At 70.0% G+C, this 14,148-nt stretch carries 14 protein-coding genes; 7 read left to right on the top strand and 7 right to left on the bottom strand.

Features of this window, described 5'->3' with window-relative positions; genetic code table 11:
* Positions 1 to 259 precede the first annotated feature (259 nt).
* Complete coding sequence (gene istA, locus GIS00_RS02875) at positions 260 to 1,789, top strand: IS21 family transposase (protein ID WP_230312730.1); 1,530 nt, start codon at positions 260 to 262, stop codon at positions 1,787 to 1,789.
* Here istA and GIS00_RS28620 read toward each other — a convergent pair.
* A complete protein-coding gene (locus GIS00_RS28620; RefSeq protein ID WP_284700268.1) occupies positions 1,764 to 1,958 on the bottom strand; it encodes a hypothetical protein in 195 nt (64 codons plus the stop codon). The genes istA and GIS00_RS28620 overlap by 26 nt on opposite strands.
* Between GIS00_RS28620 and istB the strand changes: the two genes are divergently transcribed.
* Positions 1,867 to 2,631 carry an IS21-like element helper ATPase IstB gene (istB, locus tag GIS00_RS02870; RefSeq protein WP_456094169.1) on the top strand — a complete coding sequence of 255 codons (765 nt, stop codon included), beginning with the start codon at positions 1,867 to 1,869 and terminating at the stop codon, positions 2,629 to 2,631. The genes GIS00_RS28620 and istB overlap by 92 nt on opposite strands.
* Before the next feature lie 603 nt (positions 2,632 to 3,234).
* Here istB and GIS00_RS02865 read toward each other — a convergent pair.
* The 4 genes from GIS00_RS02865 to GIS00_RS02850 all read right to left on the bottom strand — a co-directional run bounded on the left by GIS00_RS02865 (position 3,235) and on the right by GIS00_RS02850 (position 7,430).
* The gene (locus GIS00_RS02865; RefSeq protein WP_196073090.1) at positions 3,235 to 4,275 is read right to left on the bottom strand and encodes a DUF3039 domain-containing protein; all 1,041 of its coding nucleotides are present in this window, start codon (positions 4,273 to 4,275) and stop codon (positions 3,235 to 3,237) included.
* A 48-nt stretch (positions 4,276 to 4,323) separates the two neighbouring features.
* On the bottom strand, positions 4,324 to 4,722 hold the full coding sequence (locus tag GIS00_RS02860; RefSeq protein WP_230312729.1) for a helix-turn-helix domain-containing protein: 399 nt from the start codon (positions 4,720 to 4,722) through the stop codon (positions 4,324 to 4,326).
* Positions 4,723 to 5,641: 919 nt separating this feature from the next.
* On the bottom strand, positions 5,642 to 6,721 hold the full coding sequence (ychF, locus tag GIS00_RS02855; protein ID WP_322097400.1) for a redox-regulated ATPase YchF: 1,080 nt from the start codon (positions 6,719 to 6,721) through the stop codon (positions 5,642 to 5,644).
* A gap of 76 nt (positions 6,722 to 6,797) precedes the next feature.
* Entirely contained in the window at positions 6,798 to 7,430 is a 633-nt protein-coding gene (locus GIS00_RS02850) for a class I SAM-dependent methyltransferase (protein WP_154766867.1), read from the bottom strand.
* A 118-nt stretch (positions 7,431 to 7,548) separates the two neighbouring features.
* On the opposite strand from GIS00_RS02850, the gene GIS00_RS02845 reads away from it, so the two are divergent.
* Positions 7,549 to 9,030, top strand: a complete 1,482-nt coding sequence (locus GIS00_RS02845) for an AlkA N-terminal domain-containing protein (protein ID WP_154766866.1) — start codon at positions 7,549 to 7,551, stop codon at positions 9,028 to 9,030.
* Positions 9,027 to 9,554: a methylated-DNA--[protein]-cysteine S-methyltransferase gene (locus GIS00_RS02840; RefSeq protein WP_154766865.1), complete on the top strand. Its 528-nt coding sequence runs from the start codon at positions 9,027 to 9,029 to the stop codon at positions 9,552 to 9,554. The genes GIS00_RS02845 and GIS00_RS02840 overlap by 4 nt, the downstream gene beginning before the upstream one ends.
* Here the strand turns inward: GIS00_RS02840 and GIS00_RS02835 are convergent.
* Together GIS00_RS02835 and GIS00_RS02830 are read right to left on the bottom strand one after the other, a co-directional pair.
* A complete protein-coding gene (locus GIS00_RS02835) occupies positions 9,523 to 10,479 on the bottom strand; it encodes an EamA family transporter (protein WP_154766864.1) in 957 nt (318 codons plus the stop codon). The two genes, GIS00_RS02840 and GIS00_RS02835, sit on opposite strands and share 32 nt — an antisense overlap.
* Positions 10,480 to 10,644: 165 nt before the next feature.
* Positions 10,645 to 11,412, bottom strand: a complete 768-nt coding sequence (locus tag GIS00_RS02830; protein WP_154766863.1) for an IclR family transcriptional regulator — start codon at positions 11,410 to 11,412, stop codon at positions 10,645 to 10,647.
* A 190-nt stretch (positions 11,413 to 11,602) separates the two neighbouring features.
* Here GIS00_RS02830 and GIS00_RS27180 point away from each other — a divergent pair, with 190 nt between their 5' ends.
* From GIS00_RS27180 to GIS00_RS02815, 3 genes are all read left to right on the top strand, one after another.
* A complete protein-coding gene (locus tag GIS00_RS27180; protein ID WP_322097398.1) occupies positions 11,603 to 12,151 on the top strand; it encodes a CGNR zinc finger domain-containing protein in 549 nt (182 codons plus the stop codon).
* 120 nt (positions 12,152 to 12,271) lie between these two features.
* Positions 12,272 to 12,712 (top strand): hypothetical protein, encoded by a 441-nt coding sequence (locus GIS00_RS02820; protein WP_154766861.1) that lies wholly within the window; start codon positions 12,272 to 12,274, stop codon positions 12,710 to 12,712.
* A gap of 67 nt (positions 12,713 to 12,779) precedes the next feature.
* Positions 12,780 to 14,126, top strand: a complete 1,347-nt coding sequence (locus GIS00_RS02815) for a L,D-transpeptidase (protein WP_154766860.1) — start codon at positions 12,780 to 12,782, stop codon at positions 14,124 to 14,126.
* Positions 14,127 to 14,148: the final 22 nt, after the last annotated feature.

Raw genomic sequence — 14,148 nt, 5'->3', positions numbered from 1 at the left:
CCACCGGGGGAAGCGCCGTCAGCGTCGGTTCCTGCCGGAGCACGTCGCCCAGACAACACCGCGGCCCTGCCGGTGCAGCCGAAGGCGGTCGCTGTCCGTGGCCATGAGAAGGTCCCCGTTCGTGGCCAGTTGAGGTCCCCGGTTTTGGCCAGTTGAGGTCCCCACCTGCTGTCTCTCGTCGTGTCGGTTCCGGTTGTGAGGGCCCTGGGCGGTGACGGTGGCGGTGCCAACCAGTCACCGGACCGCCCAGGGGATCTTCATGTTGTCAGCGAGGGAAGAGATGGACATCATTTCCGCGTATCGAGAGGTGGGCACCTATCGTGGTGCCGCCGTGTTGTGTGCCACGACCCATAAGACCGTCCGCCGGGTGATCGAGCGTGCGGAGGCCGCGGCGGCGGGCCGGCCGAGGGTCCGGGCGAGGTCGAAGAACTTCGAGTCGGTGACCGATCTGGTGGCCGGGAAGGTCGCCTCTTCCAAGGGGCGGATCTCGGCGAAGAGGTTGTTGCCGGTGGCTCAGGCGGCCGGTTACGGCGGGTCGGCGAGGAACTTCCGCCGGCTTGTCGCTGAGCAGAAAGCGTTGTGGCGCAGCCACAATCACCGGGGTCGTCGGCCGGCGGTGTGGGAGCCGGGCGGGTTTTTGGTGTTCGACTGGTCGATGGTGGCGCCGGGTCTGCACCTGTTCTGCGCGGTGCTGGCATGGTCGCGATGGCGGTTCGTCGCCTTCGCCGCCGACGAGCGGGCGGCCACCACGATGGGGCTGCTGGCCGAGGTGATGCACGCGGTCGGCGGGGTGCCGGGGAAGCTGCTGACCGACCGGATGGCGTGTCTCAAGGGCGGTGTCGTGGCGAATCTGGTGGTGCCGACACCGGACTACGTGCGCTTTGCTGCGCACTACGGGTTCACCCCGGACTTCTGCCACGCCCATGACCCGGAGTCCAAAGGCATCGTGGAGCACCTGGTCGGCTACTGCCAACGGGACCTGGTGGTGCCGTTGCTGACCGGCGCCGAACCGGCCGGCCGCCAGGTCGGAGTGCACGAGGCCAACGACGCGGCCCGCCGGTGGTGCGCCGAGGTCAACGCCCGCACCCATTCCGAGATCGCCGCGGTCCCCGACGAGCGGCTCCTGGTGGAGCGAGAGGTGTTGCGGCCGTTGCCGTCCCTGCGGCTGGAGTTCGGTCCGGCGCCGGTGATCCGCAAGGTCGACCGGCTCTCCTGCGTCCGGTTCGCCTCCGCCCGCTACTCGGTGCCCACCGCGATGATCGGCCGGCAGGTCCGGCTGATCCCCGCGGGTGGGCGGCTGGCCATCACCGACCCGGCCGGCCGTCAGGTGCTGGCCGATCACCCGTTGCTGGCCCCGGGGCAGGTGTCGGTCCTGGACGCCCACTACGACACGCCCCGGACCGCCCCGTCGCGGGCGCCGCGGCCACGCTCGGAGGCCGAGAAGCGGTTCTGCGACCTCGGCGGGCCGGCCGAGGCGTTCCTGGTCGGCGCCGCCGCGATCGGCAACACCCGCCTGGGCGCCGAGCTCGAGGTCCTGCTCGCCCTGGGCGCCGCGCACGGCACCGAGCAGCTGCTGGCCGCGCTGGGCCGGGCGGTGGCCTTCGGCCGGTTCCGGGCCGCCGACGTCCGCTCGATCCTGGCCGCGGGCACCAGCGCACCCACCCCCGTCCCGGCCGGCGGCGCCCTCGTCGTTGACCTCCCGGTCGCGACGATGAGGTCGCTGGCCGACTACAACACCGCCGCGATCACCGGCCACACCAGCACTACTGCAACAGTTCCCACACCATGACCGGCACCAGAACAGGCACCGGCCGGGCGGCCGCCACCGCCTCGGGGACCACCACGTCCACACCGCCGCCGGCCCCGATCTCCCCGGACCTGCCGGCCGATCTCGCCGCCGGGCTGCGGCGGCTGAAACTGGCCAGGATCCGCGGCATCGCCGCCGAGGTGATGCTCACCGCGAAGACCCAACGATGGACCCCGGAAGAGCTGCTGCGCACCCTGATCGACGCCGAGCTGGCCGCCCGCGACGCCTCGAACACCATCAACCGGCTCAAAGCAGCAACCTTCCCCGTGACCAAGACGCTGGACACGTTCGACGTCGCCGCGTCCTCGATCCCGGCCAACACCTTCCACCACCTGGCCACCCTGGAATGGATCCGCAGCCGGTCGAACCTGGCGTTCATCGGACCACCCGGCACCGGCAAAACCCACACCCTGATCGCTCTGGGCCACGCCGCCGCCACCACCGGGATGAAGGTGAAGTACTGCACCGCAGCCGATCTCATCGAACAGCTCTACCGCGGCCTGGCTGACAACTCCGTCGGCAGAACCATCGAGAACCTCACCCGCAACGACTTGCTCATCATCGACGAGATCGGCTTCGCACCCCTGGACAACACCGGAACCCAGCTCCTGTTCCGCCTCGTCGCCGCCGCCTACGAACGCCGCAGCCTGGCCATCGCCTCCCACTGGCCCTTCGAACAATGGGGACACTTCCTACCCGAACAGACCACCGCCGTCAGCATCCTCGACCGGCTCCTGCACCACGCGACCGTCGTAGTCACCAACGGCGAATCCCACCGCATGAAAGACGCCCGACACCACCGGGAGGCCACCACGAACACCTGAACACCAACGACAGCAGAGGTGGGGACCAACCCTGGCCACCAGCGGGGACTTCCACCTGGCCATTGACAGTCGCGTCGGACGACATCGACGTGATCCTCGGCCTGTCACGTACGACCTCGAGCCGGACCCGCCGGCGTAGAGACCTCCCGGGCTGAGTTGCTTTGTTTCCGGCCCGGCAAACGGCAGCATCTGCGGTATGCCGAAATTCTTCGTGCCCGCTGCTGACACTCCTGAGATGGCTGAACATGTCTGGGGTGCCACTCGAGACTTCGCGGCCGACAGCGGCTGGGACGTGACGGACCGAAGAATCTTTCGCCTCCGTTACGAGCATGCGGGAGTTCTCTACGAAGCAGAGGTGGGATGTCCTGAGCCTCGCTCGCGCGCGATCGTCTTGGTGATCCTCGAGTCGCGGGCATTCCTGGTTTGCACGAGGACTCGGGGCGTGGCGCGTGGCGGACCCATCTTGGTTGGCAAGGACGAGGTCCTGACCGTCGAAGACTTCAGCTGACCGTAACGGTCTCACCCGACCTGTGATTGAGTCGCCCGTGATCCGCGTGTGCTTCCCCACTACCGAGGTCCAGACGCCACCGATAGGTCGTGCGTTCACAGAGCGGGTGGTCCACCGCCCGACGTGGTCTTGAGCCGCATCAGTTCAACAAGCTCCGCGCACGACCCACAGACCTCCATGGGCGCGTGGTCCTGTCTCGGAACAAAATGCACACCACATAGCGCCCGGACAGCTGTACCCTGCACACTACCGTCGCCAATGGCGGCTGCGTCAGCATAGTGAGAGATCGTCCCTGCGATCACTTCCCCGGGGCGACCAATGGCCGCTGTCGACATCCGTGCAAGCAACGCGTCCTGAGTCTCGAGCAACGAGTAGACGTGCTCCGACCCAGTGTGTCCGGCGGTCCAGTCCTGCTCGTAAGGGCATAAGGCAGTCATGATCACAATCTCGGCCCGAGCAATCAATTCAGCTGACGCGAAGTCGAGAGTAGCGACTTCAAGGGTCAGCTCGGACAGCAGGCCCTCTGCCTCTCCCATATCCACTGTCTCGACAGACAGAGTGACCGTCGCGACGGCTCGATCGCCAACCACGTCGGCGATCGAGATCTTCTGCGGGGAAGTCAGTGCGGCTTCGACCGCTTCGATCACCGCCCGCTGCAATTCGAGCTCCCACTCAAGCAGACTGGCCGCCACGGTCTCGTACTTAGCTCGAGCACGGTCGTCGGCACTGGGGAGAAACGGTGCGCTTCCGCCGGCCGAGATGGCTCGCATAAAGGCCTTGTAGAAGTCTTCTGCTTCGTTTTCCCGGCGAAGGCCTCCCGCCACCAGCCAAAAGTCGCCCGATTCCGGATCCTGCCAGACGGCCCCGCGCCACCGTCCAGTCTTGACCTTCCAGAAGGGTGGATCAGTCAAGCCTGTGATGCTCTCCCGCGCGACGCCGCCTTCGTCATCGCTATGACCATTGCGAAAGACTGCGGCAGCATGGCGAATCAGAGGGTGTGCGAGGTCAGGCAGGTTGGGCAGGGCCGCGCTTCCAACATTCACCGACCGGGTCAGCCGAAGGTGTGAGACATCCTCCCAGCCATCCGTCAAGTACTCCTCAAGGCAACGGATGGTGGGGCGGGCGCGGGCCAGCATCTGCCAAGTATGCATGGGTCCACACCGAAACTCGCATCGAAGATCAGGTCACGAGTCCAGCAACGATCGAAGGAGGCGCTGCCTGTCCCGGTCGGCATGAGCGAAGCGCTCCGCGAGCAGCGCCTGATCCCGCTGACGAGACTTGGCGTACTCCCCTACTTCGCTCAACTTCAACCGGCGGTCCCTGCCAACGTGAGTGCTCGGAATGATCCCGCTATCCAGAAGCTTGTACAGGTGACCTCGGCTCATCCCCAGGATCTTCGCGGCTTGAGCTGGAGTCAACTGAGTGTCATCTGCCGAGAAGGTCAGGTCCTGCCCCGACCTCATGCTGTCGGTCAAGAGGGTCAGTGCCGCGCCCAGCGCGGAGCCCCTCGGCAGGCGCCGGATACAGGAATCAAGCTTCTCGAGCTCAGCCGAGGTAACGTCAGCTGCGTTCAGAACTTCCATATGGAGCACGTGTCCAATCAACTCAGGCCCCTAGCACATCGCGAGCCACATGTCACAGATGTCTTCAACATTAGGACCCTAGTGACTCCCGGGCAAGCTGATTCCTCAAGCTCACACCCTGGGTACTGGGAACCCAGAGCCTCCGATCAAGGGGTGCTCGGCCGCTCCGGGTGAGGATAGTTCTGCAGACCTAGCGTGAGTGTTCTTGCGGTCGACCGGGAGAACTCGATCTGAGGGAGTGTGAGCTGATCCGTACCGAGAAGCATCTGGCCGACGCGGACCTCGACCACCGAGCCGTCCGCACCGAAGTCGGCGGTGATCGTCCACGTCGAATGCCTGCGGCGCCGGCGACGCAGTAGATGCTCTTGCAGGTGCACATGCGGATCTGCGGCTGGTTCGGCGGGATCGCGCCGAGGATCCGGCGGGCGGCGTCCTCGTAGGTCGTGGCTGGAAGTTCTCGTCCGGTCGGGTGGATGCGCAGGTGACTTGCTGAGGCTCGCCGACCGACATCGGGTAGGTGACCTGCTGGATCTGCAGCACCTCCGCCCCTCCGGGCGCGTCAGGGTCATCGTGTCCGACTCGCGTCCGGCAGGCATGTGAACCGCACCTGACGGACCAACGACGACCGGCGGGTCAGCTCCTTCTCCGCCGCCGCCCGAGCCTGCGCCGTCGACGTGGCCGCGATGTCCAGGCGGAACGGCCGGAGGGAACGCCAGGCCGCGGGAACGCCGGATGCTTCGAATCCGCGATCCGCACCGTCACCGGCGCCACATAGAAGGCACGCGTCGGCGAGAGTCCCGTTGTCGACGTACAGCCATCTGTGGCGGAAGGCGGAGGACCGCACCCGGGCCGCGGCGGCCGGGCTGATGGCTTCCGCTACTGCGGACGGAGGGGCCGACTAGCCCTCTGATCTGCGGTCTTACACGTTGAACCTGAACTCCACCACGTCACCGTCGGCCATGACGTACTCCTTGCCCTCCATGCGGACCTTGCCGGCGGCCTTGGCCGCGGCCATCGAGCCGGCGGCCATCAGGTCGTCGTAGCCGACGATCTCGGCCTTGATGAAGCCGCGCTCGAAATCGGTGTGGATGACGCCGGCGGCCTGCGGGGCCGTGGCGCCCTGCTTGATGGTCCAGGCCCGGGACTCCTTGGGGCCGGCGGTCAGGTAGGTCTGCAGACCCAGGGTGTGGAAACCGGCGCGGGCCAGGGTGTGCAGGCCGGGCTCCGGCTGGCCGACGGACTCCAGCAGTTCGCGGGCCGACTCCTCGTCCAGCTCCAGCAGCTCGGACTCGACCTTCGCGTCCAGGAAGACGGCGTCCGCGGGTGCGACCGCCGCGGTCAGCTCGGCCTTGCGGGCGTCGTCGGTCAGCACGCCCTCGTCGGCGTTGAACACGTAGAGGAACGGCTTCGTCGTCATCAGCGACAGTTCCTTGAGCAGCGGCAGATCGATGTCCTTGCGCGCGCTGAACAGCGTGCGCCCGGAGTCGAGGATGCCGACCGCAGCCGCGGCGGCGTCGGCCACCGGCTTGCGGTCCTTGGCGTTGCGCGCCTCCTTCTCCAGGCGCGGCACCGCCTTCTCCAGGGTCTGCAGATCGGCCAGGATCAGCTCGGTGTTGATGGTCTCGACGTCGGCGAGCGGGTCGATCCGACCGTCGACGTGCACCACGTCCCCGTCGTCGAAGATCCGGACCACCTGGCAGATCGCGTCCGCCTCCCGGATGTTGGCCAGGAACTTGTTGCCCAGACCGGCACCCTCGCTCGCGCCCTTGACGATCCCGGCGATGTCCACGAACGACACCGTGGCCGGGACGATCTTGACCGAGGAGAACATCTTCGCCAGCTCGTCCAGCCGCGGATCCGGCAGCGGCACCACGCCGACGTTGGGCTCGATGGTGGCGAACGGGTAGTTCGCCGCGAGCACGTCCGACCGGGTCAACGCGTTGAACAGGGTCGACTTTCCGACGTTGGGCAGGCCGACGATTCCTAGGGTGAGACTCACGGGTGGTCAGTCTAGGTGCAGCCCGGGGCTGTCCCCGCCGGTGCAGGTCACTCGGGGTACCGAGCCGGACCCCGCGTCAGGCCGGCGCGACCCAGTCCTGCGGACGGCGGAGCACCACGACGGTCCAGCCGGCGTCGTCGGTCATCGGGTCGAGCTGCCAGGTGGCGAAGGAGTGCTCGAGCGGCAGGCCCAGGGCCTGCGCATCGGCGCGCAGGTCGGCCGGTGAGTAGTCGCGGTCGGTGGCGAACCCGGCGACCAGCCGGCCGCCCGGCACCAGCAGTCCGGCCAGGTTGGCCAGCACGGCACGCTCGGTCCCCGGCGCGACGAACACCAGCACGTTGCCGGGCAGCACCACGACGTCGAACGCCTCGGGTGCACCCACCTCGGCCAGGTCGGCGGCGGTCAGCGCCAGCAGGTCGGCGGCCAGGTAGTTCACGCCCGGGTAGCGCCCCTGCGCGACCTCGATCAGGCCGGCGTCCTTGTCCACCCCGGCCACCCGGTGGCCGAGCCGGTGCAGCGCCGCGGCGATCCGGCCGGTGCCGCAGCCGGCGTCCAGAACTGCGGCGCCGCGCTCGCAGAGCGCGTCGACGAACCGGGCCTCCCCCTCGACGTCGGTGCCGATCTCGAAGAGCTTCTCGAACCGTGCCCGGTAGGCCTCCCAGTTGTCGCCGGTGTACTCGAGCTCCCAGCGGGTGGGCGGTGTCGTCATGGCCCCCACCCTGCCACGGCGCCCGGGTACTCCTGGCCCGGGAGCGGTACCGGTCCACCGGACCGCCGTGTCCGAAAACCGCCGGTGCCCGGCCGCCGACGGTGGCAGGCTGGCCCACATGTTCACCGATCCCGATGTCGCCTACCGGGCCGTGATGTCCCGGGACACGCGGTTCGACGGTCAGTTCGTCACCGCGGTACGGACCACCCGGATCTACTGCCGGCCGGGCTGTCCGGCCCGAACCCCGTTGCGGCACAACGTGACCTTCTACCCCACCGCCGCCGCGGCGCAGACCGCCGGGTACCGCGCCTGCCGCCGCTGCCTGCCCGATGCCGCCCCCGGGTCACCGGAGTGGAACCTCCGGGCCGACACCGTCGGCGCAGCCATGCGACTGATCGACGACGGCGTGGTCGACCGGGAAGGAATTCCCGGTCTGGCCGGTCGACTCGGCTACTCCGCCCGCCACCTGGGTCGACTGCTGACCGAGGAGGTGGGCGCCCCGCCGCTGCGGCTGGCCCGGGCGCGGCGCGCCAACACCGCCCGGATCCTGCTGACCACCACCGACCTGCCGATGTCCGACATCGCGTTCGCGGCCGGGTTCTCCTCCATCCGCCAGTTCAACGAGACGGTGCAGGAGGTCTACGACACCGACCCGACGACACTGCGCGCCCGCAAGCGACCGGAGACCACCGGCGAGTCCGGGTCGCTGACCCTGCGGCTGGCGGTGCGCGCGCCGTTCGACACCGACCGGCTGCTGTGGTTCCTGGCGAAGGAGCACGTTCCGGGTGTGGAGACCGTCCTCGGCCGGGTCTACAGCCGGTCCCTGCGGCTGCCGGCCGGGGCGGGCGTGGTCCGCCTCGAACTCCCCGATCCCGGGGCGCCGCCGGTGGTCCGGGCCACCCTGCACCTGGAGCAGCTCTCCGACCTGGTGCCGGCCGTCGAGCGCTGCCGCAGGCTGCTGGACGCGGACGCCGACCCGCAGGCCGTCGACGAGGTGCTCGGCGCCGACCCGCTCTTGGCCGCCTCAGTCCGCGAGCGGCCCGGCGTCCGCGTCCCCGGCTCCGTCGACGGTCCGGAGATGTTGGTCCGCGCGCTCTTCGGGCAGCAGATCTCGTTGGCCGCCGCCCGGGCGGCGCTCGGCAAGCTCACCGTCCGCGCCGGCCGGGAGCTGCCGGAGACCCTGCGCGGCGCCGCCCACGGCATCACCCACCTGTTCCCCGCACCTGCCGACCTGGCCGCACTCACCCCGGAGGACATCCCCGGTCCCGGCCGGCGTGCCCGGACGGTCATCCACACCTCCGGACTGATCGCCGCCGGTGACCTGGTCATCGACACCGGTTGCCGCACCGAGGAACTCGTGCCCGCACTGGTGGCGCTGCCCGGGCTCGGTCCGTGGACGGCCAACCTGATGGCGATGCGCCTGCTGCGTGATCCCGATGTGCTGCTGGGCGGCGACCTGGTCATGCAGCGCGGTGCGATCGCGCTCGGCCTGCCCGACAGACCACCTGCCCTGCTCGCCCACGCCGAGCAGTGGCGCCCGTTCCGTTCCTACGCCGGCCTGCACCTGTGGCTGGCGGCCATCGAAGGAGTCCCCGCATGAGCCCCACCCGCACCGCACCCACGACCGGCCTGACCGCCACCGTGGACACCGCGACCGGCCCGTTCACCGTCGTCACCGACGACACCGGCACGGTCCTCGCGTCCGGCTGGACCGCCGACACCGGCACCCTGCTGCCGCTGATCGCGGCATCCATCCGGCCGGACGTGCTGGAGCCGATCGAGCGGCAAGGCCCGGGATCTGCCGCCGTTGCCGCCGTGATCGCCTACCACAACGGGGATCTCGGTGCGATCGACGACATCCCGGTGCGCCAGCACTCCGGCGAGTTCCTGGAGCACGCCTGGGACGTCCTGCGCACGGTGAAGGCCGGCACGCCGATCACCTACACCGACTACGCCGCGCGCAGCGGGCGTCCGGCCGCCGTCCGCGCCGCGGCATCGGCCTGCGCCCGCAATGCCGCCGCGCTGTTCGTGCCGTGCCACCGGGTACTGCGGACCGACGGCACCCTCGGCGGGTTCCGCTGGGGACTGCCTGTCAAGGAGTGGCTGCTGGCTCACGAGCGGTGAGCCGGTCCCGGCGCAGGTCGTCGATCCGCACCAGCACCACGCCGCCGAGAATCAGCACACCACCGGCGATCTGGATCGCGACCGGGGTCTGACCCAGCATGAGCCAGGCGAACAGCACGGCGGCCAGCACCTCGATGAGCCCCAGGAACGAGGCCACCGTCGGGCCGAGCAGCCGGGCGGCGCCGATCCCGGCGATGTAGGCGATCACCGCCGCCACCAGCGACAGGCAGAGCACCGGCACCCACCACGGAGCGGAACCGCCGAAGATCTCCACCTGCACCCGGGGGGCGGCGAACGGCACGATCCCGGCGATCGCCGCGGCCACCAGCACGATCCCGCCGACGGTGAGCCCGGCCCACGCGGTGACCAGCGGCGGCAGACCGTCCTCGGTGCGGGAGGAGATCAGGAAGTAGGCGGCCAGGCCGACCGCGGCCGCCAGACCCCAGAACACTCCGACCGGATCCACCCGCTGGGCACCGGTCAGGTCGAGCACCAACACCAGCCCGACGATCGCCAGCGCCGCGCCAAGCACGGTGAGGCGCTGCGGCCGACGGCCGTGCCGCAGCCACAGCCAGCCGACGACCAGCAGCACCCCGAGATACTCGAGCAGCAGGGCCACCCCGACCGACAGGTGCGCGACGGCATTGAAGAAGAACAGCTGCGCGCCGGCCACGGCCAGCAGGCCGTAGAGCACGACCACCCGCCACTGGGCCACCAGATCCCGCCAGCGGCCACGCATCTGGACCACCGCCGGCGCGGTGAGCACCGCGGCGGCCAGGCAGATCCGCCAGGTCACCGCGGCGCCGGGCGTCCAACCGGCGGCGATCAGCGAGGCGGCGAAACTCCCGGAGGTGCCGAAGGTCGCCGCCGACAGGAGCGCCAGCAGCACCCCGGTGACGGCCCTGCGATCCACGATCCCCGGCATGATGCGACGCTAACGCGGCCAATGAAAGGAGTCAAGTCGCTTTTGGTCATGACACACCCTCGGTCAGCCGAGGTCGGCGCACGCCGGTGGAGTCCGCCTCGGCGGCATCAGATCCTCTCGGCTGCACCGTCTTCGGCAGGTCCGGGGCAAGGGAAGCGGGACGGGTCAGCCGCGACCGGAATACGCACGCGAGGCAGCTGCGGCGGCGAGCCGGACAGCAGGCCCGACGCGGTCCGCACGCACCGCAGCACTGGGCCCGGTCACCGATAGCGCGGCCACCACCTCGCCCGCCGGCCCGAACAGGGGTGCGGCGATGCAGCTGACCCCGATGTCGCCCTCCTCGCGATCGCAGGCCCACCCCCGGTCCGGCACCGCGGCCAGCTCCCGGCGCCACGCGTTCTCGGTGACGATGGTGCGACTGGTGCGCGCCGACAATCCGGCGGCCAGCACCCGGTCCACCACCGCAGGATCTGCGTAGGCCAGGATCGCCCGGCCCAACCCGGAGCAGTGCGCCGGCACCGTCCCACCGACCTGGGAGAGCATCGGCATCGGCCGGTGGCCGGAGATCCGCTCCACCACCACGATCCGGTCACCGTCCAACACCCCGAGCTGCACGCAGATCCGGACAGCGGCGTAGAGGTCGTGCAGGAACGGCAGTGCCACCTCCCGGAGTTCCTGCCGAGCCGGTGCCAGCACGGAGATCTCGGACATGCGGTTGCCGATCCGGTAGCGATCGGCAGGCTTGTCGAGCCAGCCGAGCCGGATCATCCGCTCCGCGGTCCGGTGGGTGGTGGACCGCGGCAGCCCCGATCGGGCCACGAGGGCGGCCAGCGTCAGCTCGCGGTGGTGCGCGTCGAAGGCGTCGAGGATGGTCGCGGCCCGGTCCAGGCCACCGACAGCGACCGGGGCTGCGTCCCCCTCGGTGGGACTCATCGCCGGCGTGCCGTCCACATCCGGTCAGGCTAGACCGGTCCGGCCGGTTCCACCTGTCGGGACGGGTCGGCCGACGCGGGAGCCGGCGCCGTGCCGGCGCCTGGTGCGACGACCGTCGGACGGGCGCCGCGGGCACCGGCTGCTGATCGGCCCGCCCGGTACGCTGGGCGGCGAACCGGAAGGAAGTGCAGTGGTCTTCCCGCACGACACGGAGTACGCCCTGGAGTCGGCCGCGGCGCTGGTCAACACCGGGCGGGATCCGTCCGGTACCGACCTGCTGCCCGACGTCGCCGGCCTGGACACGTTCGTCGACCGTTGGGGCTGGACCGGCCGGCGCGATCACGACGAGACGGAACTGGCTGCGGTGCAGGCGCTCCGGCCGCGGCTCGAGGTGTTCTGGGGCCAGGACCGGGACGCCGCCGTCGACATGGTCAACGAGCTGCTGGCCGAGTTCCGGGCACTGCCGCAGCTGGTCCGGCACGACCAATGGGACTACCACCTGCACGCCACCCGGGCGGAGGCGCCGCTCGCCGACCGGATGGCGGTCGAGGCCGCCATGGCGATCGTCGACGTGATCCGCCTCGACGAGCTCGGCCGGCTGTTGGTCTGCGCCGCCACCGACTGCACCGACGTGCACATCGACCTGTCCCGCAACAGGTCCCGGCGCTTCTGCAGCACGGGCTGCGCGAACCGCACCAACGTGGCGGCCTTCCGCGCGCGCCGCGCGAACGCCGTCTGACGCTGTGCCCGTCCTGTTCCCACCGCTGCGGCGGTCCACCGGCGCGAACGCGATCCGAACACCCCGCCCGTCAGAATGGCGGGGACCTGACAGGCTGCACACCCCCGAGGAGCCCCGACCGTGCCCGTGACCGGCCGCCACCCACGGCGCGCTGCCGCGCCGCTGTCGGCGGTGCTGCTCTTCGGGCTGGTCGTGGTCGGGCACGTGCTCTTCGGCCATGCGGCCGCGGTCTCCGGCACTGCCCTGCGAGCCACCGCAGCTCCGGCTGCCGTCACCGGCCCGGCCGGGTCCGCCGTCCCGGGCACCGCGGTGCGCTCCACGACCCCGACAGCCCCGCAGGTCGACGACCGCCCCGGCGGTCACTGCCCCGGCCACCGGCAGATGTTCAGCGGCTGCACCATGCTGCTCGTCGTCGGGCTCTCCGCCGGCGCACTCGCCCTGCTCCGGGTGATCACCACGACGCCGCGCCCGCCGGCGATGTCGGCGCTGCTGCTGCTCCGTGGCCGGCGCGGCCCACCGCGCTCCACCGGTCGACTCGCGCTCTGCGTGTCGAGGGTCTAGGGACGGGACACCCGTCCCTGCTCCGTTCGACCCCCAGCTCCGCCGTGCGCCGAGGAGCGCACCTGCCATGACCCACCACCCCCGCACCAGCAGCAGCGCCGTCCGCTCCGCGGTCCCCCGCCGCTCCTTCCTGGCCGCCCTGGCCGCCACCGCGCTGACCGCCGCCTGCACCTCCGGCGGCGAGCAGGCGGCCGTGACGGTCACCTCGACCACCGGTCCCGGCACCACCGCACCCGGCTCCGGGACCACCACGTCCGGTAGCAGCGCGTCGGCGGGGACCACAGCGAGCACCACCAGCTCCAGCACGCCGGAGATCGTCCAGCCGGTGGTCACCACCGTCCCGGAGGCGGGCGCCGTCGACGTCTCCCCCGTCGAGCCGGTGACCGTGACCGTCGCCGATGGCACCTTCACCGACCTGGTGATGCGGAACCCGGAGGGCAAGGAGGTGAAGGGCACGCTGTCCGCGGACAAGCGCACCTGGACCTCTGCCGAGGTGCTCGGCTACGGCCGTGAGTACACCATCACCGGCACCGCCGTCGGCAGCGAGACCGGCGCCGACGACGCCGATGTGGCGGTCACGTTCACCACCCTGGAGCCGGCCGAGACGATCTACCCGTCGTTCTTCCCGAACCCGGAGCTGAAGACGATCGGCATGGGGCAGCCGATGGTGGTCATCTTCGACAAGGCCCCGGCCGACCAGGCCGCCGCCGAGCGGGCGCTCACCGTCACCTCCGACCCGGTGCAGGAGGGTGCCTGGTACTGGTGGGACGAGCGCACCCTGCACTACCGGCCGAAGGCGTACTGGAAGAAGGGCACAGAACTCACCGTCGAGGCGAAGATCTACGGGGTCGACCTCGGCGGCGGGGCGTACGGCGAGACCGACCGGACGCTCAACGTCACCGTCGGACCGGCGAGGATCGCCGAGATCGACGACGCCACCAAGCAGATGGTCATCACCGTCGACGGCAAGGTCACCGACACGGTGCCGGTGTCCCTCGGCATGAACCAGACCACCACCGGCTCCGACGGTGAGGAGATCTCCTTCGTCACCCCGTCCGGCATCTACGTGGTGCAGGAGAAGTACGAGGTGAAGCAGATGAGCTCGGCCACCTACGGGCTGCCGGTGGATGCCGACCTCGGTTACGACAGCTCCATCCCGCTGGCGGTGCGGCTGTCCAACAGCGGCATCTTCGTGCACTCGGCACCGTGGTCGGTCGACGACCAGGGCGTCCGCAACGTCTCGCACGGCTGCATCAACATCAATCCCGAAGCAGCGCAGTGGTTCTACGACAACTTCAGCTACGGCGACGTCGTCGTGGTCAAGGGCACTTCCACGGAGCTGCACCCCACCGACGGCTACGGCGACTGGAACATCTCCTGGGCCGACTGGCAGCAGGGCAGCGTGCTCGGCTGAACACGGGCTGCGACCCAGGACG

Origin of the sequence: Nakamurella alba (assembly GCF_009707545.1) — a bacterium.
Taxonomy (GTDB): domain Bacteria; phylum Actinomycetota; class Actinomycetes; order Mycobacteriales; family Nakamurellaceae; genus Nakamurella; species Nakamurella alba.
The sequence above is the reverse complement of the archived record's forward strand: the minus strand, read 5'-3'. Positions and strand labels throughout refer to the sequence as shown.